This window comes from Flavobacterium sp. S87F.05.LMB.W.Kidney.N, assembly GCF_004366435.1.
In the GTDB taxonomy this organism is placed as follows: Bacteria; Bacteroidota; Bacteroidia; order Flavobacteriales; family Flavobacteriaceae; genus Flavobacterium.
The window spans coordinates 252,690-271,140 of the sequence record NZ_SODX01000007.1; the positions used below are offsets into that span (position 1 = coordinate 252,690).

An 18,451-nucleotide genomic window follows, 5' to 3' on the forward strand; every position below is an offset into this window, starting at 1 on the left:
TATTTTGTGTAAAAATTACGCAAATTTTATTTCGAAGTGAAAACCTTCTTTAGTTAATTCGTTATATTTCAACTTATTAAACCTAAAAAGTTTGGCAGGACGACCTGTTTTTATGGGCGAAAAATTTTCTGTTTGTTCTAAAATACCGTAGCTGAGTATTTTTTTTCTGAAATTTCGTCGATCAATTTCTTTTTCTAAAATGGTACAATACAGATTTTCGAGATCAGAAAACAAGAATTCTTCAGGAAGTAAATCGAAACCAATTGGCTCGTAAGTCAGCTTTGCTTTTAGTCTCTGAATTCCTTTTTCTAAGATTAAATTATGATCGAATGCCAAAGGCGGAATTTCATTAATTTTAAACCATTGTACTTTTTCGGCGTCAGTATTAGCTTTAATTTCTAAGTTTGAAGCGTCAACCAATGCATAATAAGCAACAGAAATAACACGATTTCTAGAATCTCGATTAATATCATCTCCAAAAGTGTACAATTGCTCCATAAAAGTTAGCTGTACATTTGTTTCTTCATGCAATTCCCGAATAACTGCATCACTCAAAGATTCATTATCTTGAACTAAACCGCCTGGCAAAGCCCAATATTTTTCTGAAGAACCAAATTGCTGCTGGATTAAAAGCACATACAACCCATTGCTTTTGTAACCAAAAACAATAGCATCTACAGCAATTCTAATATTTTGTAATTCTTTCATATTATAAAATCATATCGAACAAATATAGCGAATGAGAGCCAATTTTATAATCTAATGCAAAAGCTTAAATTATAAAATTGGCTCATAAGTAGTATCTTTTATCTCTTATTCTAATTTATTGTAACCGTTCGTTTTGGACTGGAAGTACATTCTGAACCGTCTTGTTTAATTGTTACCGCAGCCGTTGCTGTATATTCGCCAGCAGCAGCATAAGTATGCGTAACCGCAGCTCCTGCTGCCACAGTTCCATCTCCAAAGCTCCATTTTACAGAACTTAGCGTTCCTGTTCCAGTATATTCAACGGAATAATTCATTAATTTCGGATTACTAGTATCTGTAGAATTATGTATTTTAATGTAAATAGATTCTGCTAGACAATCAATAATTACTTCATCGTCATGTTTACTGCATGAATTACTAATAAACAAAACTGTAACAAGTACTAAAATGGTTGTTATCTTTCTCATAATCAATCTTATTTATAGGAGTTTAATTTACTCAAAGTTATTGCTTTATTGAATACTTCGAAATCGCAAACAAAAAATCTACATTCTATTGCCGAAGAACATTTTCAGTTCTTTCTCAATAATATCAAAAAAAGATTTCAAATTATTGTTCTTGGGCGCTAATAAATACACAAACTCCTCTGGAACGTGAAAACTGTTCCATAACAATTGCAATTTATTTTCTTTTATTAATTTTCGAGCATTACAATTCCATGTTACAGCTACTCCATCATGTTTAGAGAGAAGTTTCAACATCTCAGATTCTGATGGAATAATATAATTAGGCACCATAGACGGTCTTTTTTTATTAAAAGCATGAAGCCAAAATAATTTTATATGCGGAATTCTAGCATCATGACTGTACCATTTCTGCCCGTTCAGCCATTGTTCTATTTCGGTAAAATTGTCTGCTTTTAATTTCTGGCGGAAATCTGTTATGTCCAAATTTGTCGGGGCAACCATTATCAATTTAATTTTTCCGACAATTTCATAAGTCGTATCAAATGTATCAAACCTTTTTGTGGTAATGGCAAAATCAAGTTTTTTGGCGTCTACTAAGGCAAAAAGTTCATCGTTTTCTGCAAAAGTAAAATCGATCAAATCAAACTTTGAAATAAGAAGATCTCCAACGCAATTAAAAAGATGTTTTGAAATTCCAACCGAAATCAATCTATTCGCATCTTCGGCTTTTGCCCTGAAACCAGCTTCGACACTTTCGAGGCGATCTAGCGCATCTATAATCAAATTATTCAGTAACTTAGCGTATTCGGTTGGTTCAACGCCTTTTGATTTTCTATTAAACAATTTATTACCAACATGCGCTTCGAGCATTGAAATCTGCTGACTTACGGCAGGCTGGCTCATAAATAACTCCTTTGCCGCTACCGAAAAATTACCGTTTTTATAAACTGCTTTAAATGTTCTGTACCATTCTAGATTTACCATGACATAAATTTATTTATAACAAATATAGTTTATTTTATTTTTACTGATATCACTTAAGCCGTAAATTTGTTTAAAATTTAATATTATGAAAAAAATAGCTTTACTCGCAATAATTGCATTTACAGCGACAGGCATTTCTGCTGTGGCGCAAAAATCAAATAAAAAAAGTATGAAAAAAGTATTATTTGTTGTAACCAGTAACGATAAACTGGGCAATACAGGAGAAAAAACAGGATTTTGGTCAGAAGAATTTGCTGCGCCTTACTATGAATTGTTAGATCAAGGAGTTGAAATTACAATTGCTTCTCCGCTTGGAGGACAGCCGCCAATTGACCCGAAAAGTGCAGATCCTGCATCAGCAACTGAAGACACGAAACGTTTTGACGCTGATAAAACTTTACAGGAAAAATTAAAAAATACTTTAAAACTTTCAACCGTTAACCAAAAAGATTACGATGCTGTTTTCTACCCTGGAGGACACGGTCCGCTTTGGGATTTAGTTGAAGACAAAAACTCTATCGCTTTAATCGAAGCTTTTTATACGAATAATAAACCAGTAGCTTTTGTTTGTCATGCTCCTGCGGTTTTGAAAAACGTAAAAGTAAAAGGTGAATACTTGGTAAAAGGTAAAAAAGTAACTGGTTTTACCAATACAGAAGAAGAAGCGGTTGGTTTGACAAAAGTGGTTCCTTTTTTATTGGAAGATGCCTTAACTCAAAATGGTGCTAAATTTTCTAAAGGTGAAAACTGGCAGCCTTATGCAGTTGCAGACGGACTTTTGATTACAGGTCAAAATCCTGCATCGTCTAAACTAGTAGCTGGAAAATTATTACAAGAATTGAAATAAAAGTTCTGAGATTCTGAGGTGCTAAGATGCTAAGGTTTTACAAACTTTGTGGCTTAGCAGCTCAGAATCTTTGCAACCCAGAATCTTAAAAAAATTAAATAACATGCTGCTAAGCCTAAAAAGGAAAACCTTATAACCTCAGAATCTTAGCAACTTAGAACCTTAAAAAAATGCTCAACTTTGAATTATATAATCCGACGAATTTAATCTTCGGGAAAGGACAAATTGCGAAACTTTCGACTTTACTTCCAAAAGACGCTAAAATTCTTTTGGCGTACGGCGGCGGAAGTATTTTTAAAAACGGAATTTACGATCAAGTAATCGCTAACTTAAAAGGTTTTGAAATTGTTGAATTTGGCGGCATAGAGCCAAATCCGCATTTTGAAACTTTGATGAAAGCGGTTGATGTTATCAAAGCTGAAAAAATTGACTTTATCTTGGCCGTAGGTGGAGGATCTGTTATTGACGGTGTAAAGTTTATTTCAGCAGCAGTTAATTTTGAAGGAAACCCGATTGATATTCTGCAAAAACGTATTCTAATTAAAGAAAATGCTATGCCTTTTGGGACTGTTTTGACTCTCCCAGCAACAGGAAGCGAAATGAATTCTGGATACGTGGTAACGATTGAAGCCACTCAAGAAAAACTAGCTTCTGGAGGAAGTGCTTTATTTCCAGTATTCTCAATTTGCGATCCAAATGTAATTGCATCTTTACCAAAAAGACAAATTCAGAACGGAGTTGTAGACGCTTATACCCACGTAATGGAGCAATATTTAACTTATCCACACGAAGGTTTTCTACAAGACAGAATTGCAGAGGGAATTCTACAGACTTTAATTGAAGTTGGGCCAGGAGTTGTCGAAAATCCAACAGATTATACTTTAGCTTCTAATTTTATGTGGAGCTGTACAATGGCTTTAAACGGGTTGATTCAAAAAGGTGTTCCAAGCGATTGGGCAACTCACATGATTGGCCACGAATTAACAGCACTTTACGGAATTGACCATGCGAGAACATTGGCGATTATCGGTCCAAGTTTGTACAATGTAATGTTTGAAACTAAAAAAGGAAAATTAGCCCAATACGGAAGACGTATTTTTAATCTTTCTGGTTCTGATGAAGAAGTGGCAAAAGAAGCAATTAACAAAACAGTTGAGTTTTTCCATACAATGGGAATGGATACCAAACTTTCTCAATACACACAAGATTATTCCAATACTGCAGATTTTATCGTAAATCGTTTTGACGAAAGAGGCTGGAAAGGCTTAGGCGAAAACCAATTGGTAACTTTAGATAAAGTAAAATCGATTGTAGAGCTTTCTTATTAAAGATAAATCCTAATTTAAAAAAAATCCAAATTCCAATCTACTTTGGAATTTGGATTTTTTTATTGGAATTTCATTAAAAAAGGCGTTCTTAACAAGTTTAGGAACGCCTTTTTAAAATACTAAAACAAAACTAACTAACTCAATTCTTTTTAAATTCATTAAAATTCTAATTTATAAAAACTTACAACGTGCCTTTTCATGTTTTATTGTGTAGGTTAAAAATATTTTTTCATTTAAATTAGATTCACAATACTAATTCCCTTTATATTCAGGCTTTTCGATTATTTACCTTTTTTATTTTGTTTAACCATACATTTAAATTGAAAGAATTTACTTTAAAAAAATATTTTTAGAGGAATTTTAATTTTAAGAGACGAAATATATCCTGAAATCAACTCTTTTAATGTTATCTCAAAATGTACAGAAGAATCATTTGATAAATTTCTTAAATCAGTCTTTGCTTTATTAGCACATTATTAAGTACTTTTGTTTTAAATTATTAAAATAATGAGCGAAAAATTAAAATTTGCAGTAATTGGAGGAGGAAGCTGGGCAACGGCAATTGCAAAAATGTTATGCGTTAATCTTTCAGAAATTGCGTGGTACATGCGTAATGATTCTGCGATCGAACATATTCAGAAATACAAACACAATCCAAATTATTTAAGTTCTGTTGAATTTGACACCAATAAGCTTAAATTGACCAATAACATAAATGAAGCAATTGAATACGCAGATTATATCATTTTTGCCATTCCATCTGCTTTTTTAGATGCGGAATTAAAAAATATGACTGTTTCTTTGGCTGATAAAATTATTTTTTCTGCTATTAAAGGAATTGTTCCAGAGACAAGTTTAATTGTAGGTGAGCATTTCCATATCCAATATGATATTCCTTATTATAATATTGGAGTTATCACTGGTCCTTGCCACGCAGAAGAAGTTGCTTTAGAAAGACTTTCGTACTTAACAATTGCCTGCGGAGATCCAGAAAAAGCTTGCATTGTTGCAAAATCACTTTCAGGAAATTATATTAAAGCCAAAATTTCAGATGATATTATTGGTACTGAATATGCGGCAATGCTAAAAAATATTTACGCAATTGCTGCCGGAATCGCTCACGGTTTAGGATATGGAGACAATTTCCAATCGGTAATGATGAGTAACGGAATCCGTGAAATGAAAAAATTCATCCGTAAAGTACATAAAATGAAACGTAACATTAATGACTCTGCCTATTTAGGCGATTTATTAGTTACAGGTTATTCTGTTTTCTCTAGAAACAGAATGTTCGGAAATATGATTGGAAAAGGATATACTGTAAAAAGTGCCATGATGGAAATGAGCATGGTTGCAGAAGGTTATTATGCAACAAAAAGTGCGTATAAACTAAATCAAGGCTACGGAGCAAAAACACCAATTATCGACGCTGTTTACGCTGTTCTGTACGAAGGGAAAGATGCAAAAACGGTTTTCAAGAAATTAACGGAATCTTTAGATTAAATTTTAGAAAATAGAAGCAAGAATAAAGAAGCAAGAGAAAAAATACTGAAATAAAAAAGAGCCAAACTGAATTTCAGTATTGGCTCTTTCTTCTTTATCTATTCTCTTAATTCTATCCTCTTGCCTCTTGCTTCTTGCTTCTTTAGCACTCTACTTCACCATTACACCTTCAACAAAAAGAATCGGCACTTCTTCCGTATTGTTTTCGTTGATTAAGTTCGATTTGAAAATGAATTTCTTATCGTATAAAGTGTTTCCAATGAAGAATGTCACCATAAATTCGTTGTTCAAAACCAAAAGACTTTTTTCTATCATTTCGATTTTCACCACAGAAACAGCGGGAACTTCAACAAAAGCATGACGCAGAATTGAAGTTTTTTTCATTTCGCCATCGATAGTTCCAAATGCTTTTGAAACCACCATAACGCTGTCTAAGTTAAAGTCACTATCATTAACTAAATAAGCGTACCATACTTTTTCCATAAAATCGTCGCTCCATTCCTGCACTGCGGCAAGAAATACGTTTTCAACTTCTGGAATTATTATATCTTTTTTCATTTTTATTAAAAGCTTTAAAACCTTTGTCAAAGCCTAAACTTCAACAAAGGTTTATTATATTATGACACTACATTAGACAACAGAATAATCTAAAATCTACATTCTAAAATCTAAAATTGCAAATTATATATTTGATTTAAACTGCTCTAAGAAACGAACATCGTTTTCATAAAACATACGGATATCGCCAATTTGGTATAAAAGCATTGCAATACGCTCTACTCCCATTCCGAAAGCAAAACCGTTGAATTCATCTGGATTGATATCGCAATTTTTCAAAACGTTTGGATCTACCATTCCGCAGCCTCCAATTTCCAGCCATCCAGTTCCTTTTGTGATTCTGTAATCTGTTTCGGTTTTTAAACCCCAATAGATATCAATTTCAGCACTAGGTTCTGTAAATGGGAAATAAGACGGACGAAGACGAATCTTAGATTTTCCGAACATTTCTTTTGTGAAATAAAGTAATGTCTGTTTCAAGTCGGCAAAAGATACATCTTTATCAATGTACAATCCTTCCACTTGATGGAAAATACAATGAGAACGAGATGAAATTGCTTCGTTACGGAAAACACGTCCTGGAGAAATCGTACGAATTGGCGGTTTATGATTTTCCATATAACGCACCTGAACAGATGATGTATGCGTACGCAATAACACATCAGGATTAGTCTGAATGAAAAATGTATCCTGCATATCACGCGCCGGATGGTATTCTGGTAAATTTAATGCCGTAAAGTTATGCCAGTCGTCTTCAATTTCTGGTCCTTCAGAAACATTGAATCCGATATTAGCAAAAATATCTATAATCTGATTTTTAACGATTGAAATCGGGTGGCGCGAACCAATAATTACTGGTTCTGCAGCACGAGTCAAATCACCAAAAATACCTTTTGATTCCTCTTTGCTTTCAAGTTCTTCCTGAATAACTCTTACTTTTTCTTCGGCAACCGCTTTTAAAGTATTTATAACCTGTCCAAAATCCTTTTTCTGATCGTTTGGAATATTTTTAAATTCAGTAAAAAGTTCTTTCAATAAACCTTTACTGCCTAAATATTTAATACGGAATTGTTCTAAAGATTCTTTATTTTTATCATTAAAGGCTTTGGCTTCCTCTATATGTTGTTTTATCTTATCTATCATTTTCCTTCAATAATTGAGATACAAATTTAGTGTTTTTAGTTTAAAGTGTGCATTCACAGTCGCAGTTTTAGGTTTTCCGTAAATTATTTTATGAGATTTAACTTTTCTTCAACTTGTTTAATCTTTACATGCCAATAATCTAAACCTTCTTGATTGGTTACTATTTCCTTTTTGTAATTAGGAGAAATACTGCTTAATTTATGCCCGTTTTTATTTAAATCCCGTTCTTTTTCTTGTTTTGTTGTGGGTTCGATTCTAGTGCGCCAAAAATCCATATTTTCAAGATATCTTTTTTTAATCTCTTCAAAATATTCAATTATTTTTTCTTTTGAATTCGGAATATAACCTGGGCCGCTGCAGCCACAGGAATGAAATGTAATTCCAACTGAATATAAGCTTTTAAGATGTTCCCATTTTTTGACATCGTCTTTTTTAGGCGATTCAAAATCTAGTCCCATACTCGCCATTAATTCTGCACACTCTGGACATTTGGCTTCAAAAACGGATTTTTCTCCTTTTTTAATATCACTCATCAATCTTCTTTTAAATGTTTTTCGACAATTAAAACAAGCATAATGAGGTTTATAAGATGTCATAGCGTATCTGCACATTTTTTTAATTTTAGTCTTAGTTTTCAGTGACAGTTTACAGTCTCAAACACTGAAAACTGAGACTGCAACTGTAAACTAATCCCGAAGTGTCGGGACTATTCAATAAGTTTTCTTTCTAAAAAATAATTTACAATTGCTTCCTTCATTAAAACCGATTGTTCTCCTGCTTTTAATGGCGGCAATTCTTCTTTTACTTTGTAATGCGGCCATCCTTCAGCGTCAAAAAAATCGAATTCATAAAATCCGTAAGGCTCAAGCAATCTGCAGATGGCAATGTGCATTAGGTTGAGTTTTTCATCTTTTTTGAATTCGCGGTGCAATTTTCCGAGCTCCTGAACTCCTATTAGGTAAATAATGGCATCTAAATCTAAATCTTCGCCTTGCGAAAACTGATTAGATAGTATTTCAACGAGCTTTTCCCATCGCTCTTTTAATTGTGTATCTCTAGACATTGTATGATTTTAGATTGTTGATTTTAGATAAGATTGCTCAAAAATTCAATTCTGAAGGGGGGCAGAATTACAATCTGTATTCTAAATTTGATTTGCAAAGATACATAGTTCAAATTCAATGTGCCTAAAAAAAATTAAACACATAAAATTACATTTGCCATCAAAGTCATGAACCTTTGTCTCTCTGCACCTCTGAACCTTAAAAAAACATATATTTGCGCCTTTATTTAATACACCAAAATAATGAGTTTTTTTGATATTATTGTTGCCGCACTTCTGGCTTTTAGTTTATACAAAGGAATTAAAAATGGACTTTTTGTAGAAGTTGCTTCTTTTATTTCGCTATTATTAGGAATTTATCTTGCCATTAAATTTTCTTCTTTAATGACTGGAATGATTTCAAAACATGTTTCTTGGAATCCAACAAATATTCAGCTTACGGCTTTTATCTTAACTTTTATTCTAGTTGTAATTGGTGTTTATTTTCTAGCCAAAATATTAACCGGAATTGCCGATTTTGCCATGCTTGGCTGGATGAACAAATTAGGAGGAGGTCTTTTCAGGGTTTTAAAAACCATTCTTATTCTAAGTATTTTTATCGCTTTGTTTGAAAAAATAAACTTCAATAATACTTTCGCTAAAAAAGAAACTTTAGACAATTATATTTTTTATAATCCAGTAAAGAAAGTTGCTGCTTTTGTTTATCCGTCGATTGAAAAATGGTACGAGACTTTTAAAAAAGAGCATTCTGATAAACCAGAAGAAAAAGAAAGTTCTGAATCTGAAAAAGAATAATTCGTATATCAAACCCAACAGGTTTTATCCCGAGGCTTCGGGACTGTCGGGTTTCTTATTAACGACAACAAAATTATATATCGCTCCGCTGGAGCTTTAATATTGACGCTTATTTATTTTGCTACAAATATTTCGCTTCTCCGAAGCTTTTTTTTAAATAACCCTAAAAGGTTTACAAACCTATCGAGTTTGTTTTTATACATATCTTTTATTTTATAAAGCCTCAGAGAGGCAAAATATTTATAGAAATTAAATCGTGCGAATGTAAAAAAGCTCCAGCGGAGCGACATATATTTCGCTCCACTGGAGCATTATATTGTAAATGTTTATTTTTTCTATAAAGATTTCGCTTCTCCGAAGCTTTTCTAAAAATACTATTTAGAATTTGATTTGTAGGCTTTCTCCTTTTTTCAAAATAATCTCTTGTTTTTTATCACCAAAAATCAAAGTTGTTTTTCCTCCATTTTTAGAAGAAACAATTACTTTTTGCGGTTTTTTATTGCTCCAAGTCATTTCAATTTCAAATCCGCCTCTTGCGCAGATACCACTTACAGAACCTTCGTCCCAAGCGTCTGGCAAAGCAGGCAATAATCGAATTTCATTTTCTTCTGACTGAACCAACATTTCGGCAACGGCAGCTGCGCCTCCAAAATTACCATCAATTTGAAATGGCGGATGTGCATCGAATAAATTCGGATATGTTCCTCCGCCCCTTCTTGGTTTTTCTATTTTTTTCCCGTCGGGATCAACGTAACGCAATAATTCACGGAACATTTTATAAGCGCGGTTTCCGTCCCAAAGTCTCGCCCAAAGATTGATTCTCCAGCCTTTTGACCAGCCTGTCGTTTCATCGCCTTTTATTTCTAAAGTTTTTCTAGAAGCTTCAGCCAAATCGGGTGTTTTTAAAGGCGTGATATGATCGCCCGGAAAAAGTCCGAATAACTGTGATTGATGGCGGTGTTTTGGATCATTATCATCCCAATCAAAATACCACTCTTGAAGATTTCCTTTTTTACCAATTTGATACGGATAAAGCTTTGCAAGCGCTGTTTCTAATTTTGCTCTAAAATCAGCATCTGTATTCAGAACTTTTGAAGCTTTTATCGTTTTATCAAAACATTCACGAATCATAGCCAAATCGGCTGTTCCGCCGTATAAAGTAGCTCCGACAAAACCATCTGCCAGTTTATATTGATTTTCTGGTGAAGTTGATGGCGATGTAATAAGATGGCCGTTTTTATCTGTTACAAGCCAGCCCAAACAAAATTCGGCCGCGCCTTTCATTAACGGATATCCTTCTTTCTTCAAATAAGCCGCATCTTTAGTAAAAATATAATGTTCCCAAATGTGTGTGCTCAACCAAGCACCAGCCATTGGCCAGCAAGCCCACATTGGATCTTCTTTTCCAAATTGCCCCACTGGATTGGTCATTGCCCAAATATCTGAGTTATGTGCCGCTGCCCAACCTTTATTTACTCCATAAAAAGTCTTAGCCGTAACTTTTCCTGTTACCGAAAGATTTTTAATGAAACTCAAAAGTGATGAATGCATTTCGGAAAGATTGGTGTTTTCTGCCAGCCAGTAATTTTCTTCCAGATTGATATTCATGGTATAATTACTGCTCCAAGGAGGACTTAAATGCGGATTCCAAAGTCCTTGCAAATTGGCTGGAACGCCCAAAGTCCTTGATGAACTGATTAGCAGATAACGTCCAAAATTGAAATACAAAATTTCTAGGTTTTTATCTTCTTTTCCGTCAGCGTAGCGAAATAAACGTTCGTCTGTTGGTAAATCTGGAGCGGTTGTTTTTCCTAAATCTAAATTTACACGATTAAAGAATTTTTGATAATCGGCAATATGGGATTCTTTTACTTTATCGAATGGTTTTGCATACGCTTTGTTTAAATTTTGCAACGCAATTGACACTTCGTCTAAACCTTCTGTTGCGGGATTTTTATCAAAACCATTAAAACTTGTGGCAACAGAGACATAAATAGTAGCTTCTGTTGCATCTTTTAAACTTAAAGATTCTCTCGAACTTGTAACTTTTCCATCAGTTTTTTTGATTTGGATTAAAGTAGTAAATCTTGTTCCTCTTTCTTTTATGTCTAAATATTTGGGTAAAACGGTATATCCCGCATTTTCATGAATTGGTGCAGAACCCGTTAGAACCAAAATATTGTTTCTTACTTCAACATTTGACTTTAAGAGACTTTTTAAATTGACATCAAAATTCAAAGCGCCTTTTTGATCGGCTGTCAATTTGATGATCATAATTTGATCTGGAGCCGAAACAAAATATTCACGCGTATATTTTATGCCGGCCATTTCGTAACTTACTTTTGAAATCGCGTTCGAAAGATCCAGTTCCCGATGATAATTTACTGCTTTTCCTTTTTCGGAATTATTGATTTCTAATGTTCCTAAAGGCGCATACGATTCGGAGTTTTTTCCCTGAACTTTTTTATTCAGTTCTTCTGCCAGCTTATAATTTTCGTTTTTTAAAGCCTCACGAATGGCGGTAATATTTTTGTACGCATCTGGACTCATATTAGCATTTACCGGTTCGCCCGACCAAAGCGTAATATCATTCAAATAAATTTTATCCGAATTGGCGCCTCCAAAAACGGTTGCTCCCATTTTTCCATTTCCTAAAACTAAGCTTTCCTCAAAGAATTCTGCAGGCTGCTTGTACCATAAAACATTTTTAGATTGCGCAGAAACGTTTGTAAAGTAAGATGTGAGAAGTAAGATGAGAAATGTTTTTTTTATCATATCTGTATTATCTTATCCTAACAGGTTTTTAAAACCTGTTAGGTATTTATTGAATATCTAAAACTAATAAAAATCTATGTCATACCTAACAGGTTTTGGAAACCTGTTAGGATAGAAATCAGATGTTCCTACGGAACAATATTGCATTGTTAATTTTTTACAACGGATTTCATCCGTTCTACCGATGAATTGTTCCTAACGGAACATTTTTAATTTATTTTTCATTCAAACAAGTTTCGAAAACCGTTCAAATTACCTTTTACTTCTCACTAATTACTAAGACTAATCACTAATAACTAATGCTAAGGACTAAGAACTAAGAACTAAAGACTAAAAACTAAAAAACTACTTACTCACCGAATACTTTTCATTCGCCGTAATCATTTCCCAATTATCAGTTCTGAAGGGCGATGCAGGGAATTTTTCTTTATTGAAAAGATTGATTGCCGTATCATCATCTGCCCAGCCGTAATGAACTGCTACAGGATTTTGAACTTTATCGCTTGAAACAATGATTTTGTTGTCTTTAATTATCGCTTTCGCTGAATGAAAAACTTTGTCTGCACCCGCTATTTCAAAGCCTTTTAATTCATCGTTATTTGGCGTTGATAGCCCACTGCCAATGTTATCAAAAGTCAAAATGATCTGATTTCCTTTTATTTCTTGAGACTTATAAGCTGGCCCGCTGTGAACTTGTTTTTTATCGTAAATATTGTTCATCGCAACTGCCGCCAAACGCAAACCGATATCTTGTTTGTTTGTTGGGTGAATGTCTTTTGCGTTACCAATATCGGTTGTAACCACCATTCCGGTATTTTTCAATTTTAAAGTTTCAGATTGTGCTTCGCGAAGTTCTGCCCAACGGCTTCCTTTTTGACTGTTGCCGCCAAATTCGTCGAAAGTGGACAATTGAACAAAGTAAAAAGGAAAGTCTCCTTGTTTGAATTTAGTTCTCCAATCGTTGATCATTAACGGAAATGACTTTTTGTATTCTGCTGCTCTCCAAACATTGGCTTCACCCTGATACCACAAAACGCCCTGCATCGCATAAGGAACCAACGGATTTACCATGGCATTATACAATAATGAAGGATAACTGTTTGGCGAAATTGCAATTTTTACCTGCACAACATTAAACTTCCAAAGCCCGTCAAGCGGAAGGTTTGTGTCTTTAAAATCGATTTTTAAATCAGCTGGATCGCCGTAGATACCGCCACCGCCGCTGTAATCTGTAATTCTAACTGCTATTACATTGGCACCTTCTTTCAAGACATTTGCAGGAATTTTATAAACTCGCAATTTGTCCCAAAGATTATTTGTTCCAACTTCAACTCCGTTTATATATGTTTTGTCTTCGTCGTCAACTTTTGCTAAATGCAAAACAGCTTCCTTTTTAGCTTGTTCTGCTGTTAAAACAATTGTTTTTCGCATCCAGACTATTCCATCGATATTGCCAATCTGCTGATTTTCCCAAAGTGAAGGCACTTTTATTTCCGGCCAGTTTTTATCCTGAAAATTTAGATCTTTAAATTGATTTTCATTTTCTAAAGAAACATCAAAACCTTGTACTTTTTTGAGATTATCTAAAACCGATTTCTTATAAATTTCAAAAACCGAATCAATATCTACCACTGGAACATCTGCAATCATGGCTTTGAATTCCGGGCTGTTTTGAAAAGCTTCACGGCTTGTCCAGGTTTCTACATTTGTTCCGCCCCAAGAAGTATTGATGATACCAATTGGGATTTTTAATTCTGTATACAATTTTCTAGCGAAATAATAACCCACTGCCGTAAAATTGCCAACCGTTTCTTTATTTGCTGCTTCCCATTTTCCTTGTTTCAAATCCTCTTTTGGAGTGCCGCTTAAATCTTGGGCGACACCAAAATGACGAATCATTGGATAATTAGAATCTGCAATTTCTTTTTCGGCATTCATGGTTTTATAAACCTGAAATTCCATATTCGACTGACCACTGCAAATCCAAACTTCGCCGACCAAAACATTTTTGATTGTGATTTTATTTTTTCCAATAATGATTAATTCAAATGGTCCACCAGCTTTTTCTGGACTTAAATTTACTGTCCATTTTCCGTTTTTATCGGCTTGTGTTTTCTTAATTTGTTTGTTGAAGTGAATTTCTACACTTTCATTTGGATCTGCAAAACCCCAAATCGGGATTTGCTTGTCTCTTTGAAGCACCATTCCGTCAGAGAATATTAAAGGCATTCTCACATTAGCATTTGACAAAACACTAATTATCAGAAAAATAAATAGTAAACTCTTTTTCATTTTTTCTAATTTAAATATTTTTTGAACCATATAAGTGATATAAGTTATTTAAGTTTTAATTTAATATTGTGTTTAAATTTACTTATATCACTTATGTGGTTAACTACATTTATTATTGTAATCCTTCTATTAAGGCGTTTAAAGCCTGTGTATCAAAAACAGTATTATTGCTTCTATTGAATATTCCGAAACCGTTGTTTCCCATGCTTCCTTCATCCCAATAAAATGGTAATAATCCGTTTGCTTTTGCTGTTTTTACAACTGTTTTTAAATAATAAGCTCTTGAATTTAAATGTAAAGTCAGAGCGTCTCCCGTTAAAGTTGTTCTTCGGATTGCTCCAAATTCTCCCAATAAAACCGGAATTCCTTTATCTACAAACTGCGTTTTCATTAATTTGAAGTTTTTCTCCAAATCTGCTTCCTCACCCCAAGTGGCATTTCGTTCTGTATCGGTTGTAGAGTGAAAACCATTACCCCAATAATAAAACATTTTACCCCAAGTTTCATCTTTGGTTAAACCAGCAAAGTTCCAAGGCGAATAATAATGCACTTCGACCATCATTCTTCCAGAGACTTTATCTACTGGCAATGTAGTCATTAATTTGTTTGTTTTTTCGATATCTGTTGTCGGACCTTGAACGACTAAAACACGAGAAGCATTTTTCCCTCCAGTTGAACGAACTGCATCAATAAAAGTTTGGTGGTAAGAAGTTAAAACTGCCATTTGAGCAGCATCTTCAACCGCTGGTTCGTTGGCGCTTGCAAAAAGTAAATGCTCGTCGAAACCTCTTAAATGTGTTGCAATTTGTTCCCAAAAGGCTTTTTGTTTGGCGTTGTTTTCTACTTTTTTGGCTTCGGTAATATTGTTTTCCAGCCATCCGCCGTCCCAGTGAATATTAACCAAAACATACATATCATTATCCACGCAGTACTGCACTACTTCTTTTACTCTGTTCAGCCATTCGGTTTTAATTTTTACCGTTGAAGCATTTTCTAAATTCTGATTCCAAGAACACGGAATACGGATCGCATTGAAACCTTTTGCTTTTACAGCATCAATCAGCTCTTTGGTAACTTTTGGATTTCCCCAAGCGGTTTCACCTCCAGTTGCTTCCAAAGTATTTCCGATATTCCATCCGAGTTTAATCTTAGCTGCCAATTCAACTGCTGAACTTCCCATTCCAGAGGCATCTGCCGCAATTGGATTCGTATTATAACTTGGGTACAAACTTCCTGCTGCCTGAGAAATCAAAATTTCTGAAGCATTCCCTTCTGTAGAAGTTAATTTCAATACTGTATTTCGTACTGCTGTATCTACATTTTCTGAAGCCGTAATTTTTACAATCGTGCTTCCTGAAGTCCCAACTGCTTGACTTAATTTTATCCAACTTGCGGGATTGCTTAAAGTCCAATTTGTTGCATTAGAATTAATAGTAATCTCAACTGTAGTTTCTTTACTTTCAAAATCAATTTTATTAATGCTCGAAACAACTGTCTTTATGGATACAGGATTTGTATCTTCTTTCTCAGAACTACAGGCTAAAACTCCTAAAAAAGCAAAACACATGGCGAAGCTTAACAAGTAATCTTTAATTGTATTTTTCATCTTATTTGGTTTGGTGGTTAAAATCAACGCCAGCTTTAAAAGGGCTGGCGTTAATTATAGTTAGATTTTATCAAAAAGAAACAGCGGTTATTTTACTGTTACTTGAATTTCTTTTTTAATATCTCTTGAAGAAGTTCCCAATTTAATAGTGTATTTTCCTGGCTCAACTGTCCATTTTTTAGATGCAACATCGTAATAAGCCAATTCTTTTACTGGTACTTTAATAGTTACTTTTTCAGAACCTCCTGCTTTCACAGAAGCTTTTTTGAAACCTTTTAGTTCCTGTGCTGCACGAGTGATTTTAGAATCTGATTTTGAAGTATATAATTGCACTACTTCTTTTCCGTCTACTTTTCCAGTGTTTTTAACATCAACAGTAACTTCAATTACCTCATTTTGAGCGTAAGATTCTTTATTTGCTTTTGCATTATCAAGCGCAAAAGTTGTGTATGATAATCCGTAACCGAAAGGATATAAAGGAGCCACATTTTTAGTGTCAAACCAACGGTATCCAATTAAGATTCCTTCAGCATAATTTACCGTTTTATCTCCAGGGAAACTGTTTGTTGCATGTGCAGGAGAATCTTTCAATTGTTTAGGCATTGTCCAAGGCAATTTTCCTGACGGATTTACTTTTCCTAAAATAACATCTGCTAAAGCATTTCCGCCTTCAGAACCATTGAACCAGCTCCAAACTAAAGCAGAAGATTTCTGGCTTACTTCATTAATATCAAAAGGAGCTCCGGCAATCATCACTACAATAGTTTTAGGATTAGCAGCAGTTACTTTTCTGATTAATTCTTCTTGTCCGAAAGGCAAATGCAAATCTCTTCTATCTGATGCTTCTGTTTCATAATCACGGTTTGAACCCGCAAAAATGATGGCAACATCAGAATTTTTAGCTGCTTCTACTGCTTCTTGTACTTTTGCATCGTCTAATTTATCGATGGTTACTGGACCGTTAGCTGTAATATTTCCTAAGTTTCCTTTGTTTTTTTCATCGTAACGCTCTAAATATCCTTCAGCATAATTGATTTTAACTGATGAAGGAAGTCTGTTTTTAAGACCTTCTAAAGGCGTGACTTCTCTTTTTGTTTTCACTCCGGCACCAAATCCGCCTAGAGCGTTTTTCTTTGTTGCATTGTTTCCAATAACGGCAATAGATTTTACACCGTCTAGTTTTAATGGTAATGCATTATTATCGTTTTTCAACAATACGATTGCTTCTGCAGCAATTTTGTATGCATCTTGGTAATGTGCTTCTGTTGCGATGCTTCCTTTGGCACGAGTTCCGCCACCCATTGCTTTTACTTGAAACAGTGTTCTTAAGATACGTTTTACGTGAAGATCAATTTCTTTTTCAGAAACTTCTCCAGATTTAACTGCAGCGATTAATTTATCGGCTAAGAAAAATTCATTGAAAGGTTTTGGTGTTCCCATTTCAATATCCAATCCATTTTTCAAGGCTTTTGCTGTAGAATGTACCGCTGCCCAATCTGAAACTACAATTCCTTTAAATCCCCATTCGTCACGAAGGATTTTATTCAGCATATAATCGTTTTCACATAAATATTCGCCTCTGAATTTATTGTAAGCGCCCATTATACTATATGCTTTTGCTTCTTTTACTGAAGCTTCAAAAGCTGGAAGGTAAATTTCACGAAGTGTACGCTCGTCAATTTGTACATCTACAAAATCACGATTCGTTTCCTGATTGTTTGCTGCGTAATGTTTTACACACGCCATTACATCTTTTTCTTGTAAACCAACGATCAAAGGCACTGAAAGTTTTTTATTCAAAAACGGATCTTCAGACATGTATTCGTATGTTCTTCCTCCAAGCGGTGTTCTCACCATATTGATGGCTGGCGAAAGTAACATGTCTTTGTCTCTTGCACGTAATTCTTCCCCTAAACTGGTTCCAAAAGTATGAGCCATTTCTGCGTTCCAAGTTGCTGCCAAAGCGCCTCCTGCAGGATAATAAGTTGCAAAGTCGTTTGTCCATCCCGCTGGAGCCCAATTGTCGCGTGAAATTTCTTCACGAACTCCTAACGGACCATCGGCCATTTTTAATTCTGGAATTCCTAAACGTTTTACGCCTGCATTGGCAAACATACTGTTCCCGTGAAGCATTCCGATTTTTTCTTCTAATGTCATCTGCGAAATCAGTTTGTCGATTTCAGCATCATGATCTGTGCTTATTTCTTTTCCTACGTATTCTTCTGTCTCTGCTGTATTTGACGCTGTTGTCTGTGCATCATTTTTACAAGAAGTAAACAATGCAAAAACAAGAGCTGCCGAAAGGAATATCATTTTGTTTTTCATAGATAGTTTAGGTGTTTAGATTTAAAGATTTTTGATACCTCACACATGATCTTCAAA

The 18,451-nt window shown here is 34.4% G+C and carries 15 protein-coding genes; 4 read left to right on the forward strand and 11 right to left on the reverse strand.

The features are described 5' to 3' along the window. Window positions 1-15: 15 nt before the first annotated feature. The 3 genes from EDB96_RS19990 to EDB96_RS20000 all read right to left on the reverse strand — a co-directional run bounded on the left by EDB96_RS19990 (window position 16) and on the right by EDB96_RS20000 (window position 2,159). Entirely contained in the window at window positions 16-708 is a 693-nt protein-coding gene (locus EDB96_RS19990) for an NUDIX hydrolase (protein ID WP_134142757.1), read from the reverse strand. A gap of 110 nt (window positions 709-818) precedes the next feature. After that, window positions 819-1,175, reverse strand: a complete 357-nt coding sequence (locus tag EDB96_RS19995; RefSeq protein ID WP_134142758.1) for a PKD domain-containing protein — start codon at window positions 1,173-1,175, stop codon at window positions 819-821. 78 nt (window positions 1,176-1,253) lie between these two features. Next, a complete protein-coding gene (locus tag EDB96_RS20000; protein WP_134142760.1) occupies window positions 1,254-2,159 on the reverse strand; it encodes a LysR family transcriptional regulator in 906 nt (301 codons plus the stop codon). An 85-nt stretch (window positions 2,160-2,244) separates the two neighbouring features. On the opposite strand from EDB96_RS20000, the gene EDB96_RS20005 reads away from it, so the two are divergent. The 3 genes from EDB96_RS20005 to EDB96_RS20015 all read left to right on the forward strand — a co-directional run bounded on the left by EDB96_RS20005 (window position 2,245) and on the right by EDB96_RS20015 (window position 5,837). Further along, on the forward strand, window positions 2,245-3,006 hold the full coding sequence (locus EDB96_RS20005; RefSeq protein WP_166669335.1) for a type 1 glutamine amidotransferase domain-containing protein: 762 nt from the start codon (window positions 2,245-2,247) through the stop codon (window positions 3,004-3,006). 170 nt (window positions 3,007-3,176) lie between these two features. After that, window positions 3,177-4,334 (forward strand): iron-containing alcohol dehydrogenase, encoded by a 1,158-nt coding sequence (locus EDB96_RS20010; protein ID WP_134142761.1) that lies wholly within the window; start codon window positions 3,177-3,179, stop codon window positions 4,332-4,334. A gap of 507 nt (window positions 4,335-4,841) precedes the next feature. Continuing rightward, on the forward strand, window positions 4,842-5,837 hold the full coding sequence (locus EDB96_RS20015) for an NAD(P)H-dependent glycerol-3-phosphate dehydrogenase (protein WP_057115255.1): 996 nt from the start codon (window positions 4,842-4,844) through the stop codon (window positions 5,835-5,837). 150 nt (window positions 5,838-5,987) lie between these two features. Here EDB96_RS20015 and EDB96_RS20020 read toward each other — a convergent pair whose 3' ends face one another. From EDB96_RS20020 to EDB96_RS20035, 4 genes are all read right to left on the reverse strand, one after another. Next, the gene (locus EDB96_RS20020) at window positions 5,988-6,395 is read right to left on the reverse strand and encodes a hypothetical protein (RefSeq protein ID WP_057115256.1); all 408 of its coding nucleotides are present in this window, start codon (window positions 6,393-6,395) and stop codon (window positions 5,988-5,990) included. 123 nt (window positions 6,396-6,518) lie between these two features. After that, window positions 6,519-7,538 carry a phenylalanine--tRNA ligase subunit alpha gene (locus EDB96_RS20025; protein ID WP_057115257.1) on the reverse strand — a complete coding sequence of 340 codons (1,020 nt, stop codon included), beginning with the start codon at window positions 7,536-7,538 and terminating at the stop codon, window positions 6,519-6,521. Between the two features lie 83 nt (window positions 7,539-7,621). Next, entirely contained in the window at window positions 7,622-8,071 is a 450-nt protein-coding gene (locus EDB96_RS20030) for a hypothetical protein (protein WP_241774311.1), read from the reverse strand. 173 nt (window positions 8,072-8,244) lie between these two features. Continuing rightward, entirely contained in the window at window positions 8,245-8,601 is a 357-nt protein-coding gene (locus EDB96_RS20035) for a hypothetical protein (protein ID WP_057115259.1), read from the reverse strand. 243 nt (window positions 8,602-8,844) lie between these two features. Here EDB96_RS20035 and EDB96_RS20040 point away from each other — a divergent pair, with 243 nt between their 5' ends. Beyond that, window positions 8,845-9,396, forward strand: a complete 552-nt coding sequence (locus tag EDB96_RS20040; RefSeq protein ID WP_134142762.1) for a CvpA family protein — start codon at window positions 8,845-8,847, stop codon at window positions 9,394-9,396. A gap of 378 nt (window positions 9,397-9,774) precedes the next feature. On the opposite strand, the gene EDB96_RS20045 is transcribed toward EDB96_RS20040, so the two are convergent. From EDB96_RS20045 to EDB96_RS20060, 4 genes are all read right to left on the reverse strand, one after another. Beyond that, a complete protein-coding gene (locus EDB96_RS20045) occupies window positions 9,775-12,171 on the reverse strand; it encodes a glycosyl hydrolase family 95 catalytic domain-containing protein (protein ID WP_134142764.1) in 2,397 nt (798 codons plus the stop codon). Between the two features lie 345 nt (window positions 12,172-12,516). Beyond that, window positions 12,517-14,463, reverse strand: coding sequence for a sialate O-acetylesterase (locus EDB96_RS20050; protein ID WP_134142765.1), 1,947 nt, complete (start codon window positions 14,461-14,463; stop codon window positions 12,517-12,519). A 112-nt stretch (window positions 14,464-14,575) separates the two neighbouring features. After that, window positions 14,576-16,069, reverse strand: a complete 1,494-nt coding sequence (locus EDB96_RS20055) for a cellulase family glycosylhydrolase (RefSeq protein WP_208326203.1) — start codon at window positions 16,067-16,069, stop codon at window positions 14,576-14,578. Window positions 16,070-16,156: 87 nt separating this feature from the next. Then, window positions 16,157-18,394 carry a glycoside hydrolase family 3 C-terminal domain-containing protein gene (locus EDB96_RS20060; RefSeq protein WP_134142766.1) on the reverse strand — a complete coding sequence of 746 codons (2,238 nt, stop codon included), beginning with the start codon at window positions 18,392-18,394 and terminating at the stop codon, window positions 16,157-16,159. Window positions 18,395-18,451 lie beyond the last annotated feature (57 nt).

Coding starts and splice junctions, on each gene's coding strand:
- EDB96_RS20015 (WP_057115255.1), top strand. CDS start 4,842: ATGAGCGAAAAATTAAAATTTGCAGTAATTGGAGGAGGAAGCTGGGCA.
- EDB96_RS20005 (WP_166669335.1), top strand. CDS start 2,245: ATGAAAAAAATAGCTTTACTCGCAATAATTGCATTTACAGCGACAGGC.
- EDB96_RS20045 (WP_134142764.1), bottom strand. CDS start 12,171: ATGATAAAAAAAACATTTCTCATCTTACTTCTCACATCTTACTTTACA.
- EDB96_RS20035 (WP_057115259.1), bottom strand. CDS start 8,601: ATGTCTAGAGATACACAATTAAAAGAGCGATGGGAAAAGCTCGTTGAA.
- EDB96_RS20010 (WP_134142761.1), top strand. CDS start 3,177: ATGCTCAACTTTGAATTATATAATCCGACGAATTTAATCTTCGGGAAA.
- EDB96_RS20050 (WP_134142765.1), bottom strand. CDS start 14,463: ATGAAAAAGAGTTTACTATTTATTTTTCTGATAATTAGTGTTTTGTCA.
- EDB96_RS20030 (WP_241774311.1), bottom strand. CDS start 8,071: ATGAGTGATATTAAAAAAGGAGAAAAATCCGTTTTTGAAGCCAAATGT.
- EDB96_RS20055 (WP_208326203.1), bottom strand. CDS start 16,069: ATGAAAAATACAATTAAAGATTACTTGTTAAGCTTCGCCATGTGTTTT.
- EDB96_RS20020 (WP_057115256.1), bottom strand. CDS start 6,395: ATGAAAAAAGATATAATAATTCCAGAAGTTGAAAACGTATTTCTTGCC.
- EDB96_RS19990 (WP_134142757.1), bottom strand. CDS start 708: ATGAAAGAATTACAAAATATTAGAATTGCTGTAGATGCTATTGTTTTT.
- EDB96_RS19995 (WP_134142758.1), bottom strand. CDS start 1,175: ATGAGAAAGATAACAACCATTTTAGTACTTGTTACAGTTTTGTTTATT.
- EDB96_RS20025 (WP_057115257.1), bottom strand. CDS start 7,538: ATGATAGATAAGATAAAACAACATATAGAGGAAGCCAAAGCCTTTAAT.
- EDB96_RS20000 (WP_134142760.1), bottom strand. CDS start 2,159: ATGGTAAATCTAGAATGGTACAGAACATTTAAAGCAGTTTATAAAAAC.
- EDB96_RS20040 (WP_134142762.1), top strand. CDS start 8,845: ATGAGTTTTTTTGATATTATTGTTGCCGCACTTCTGGCTTTTAGTTTA.
- EDB96_RS20060 (WP_134142766.1), bottom strand. CDS start 18,394: ATGAAAAACAAAATGATATTCCTTTCGGCAGCTCTTGTTTTTGCATTG.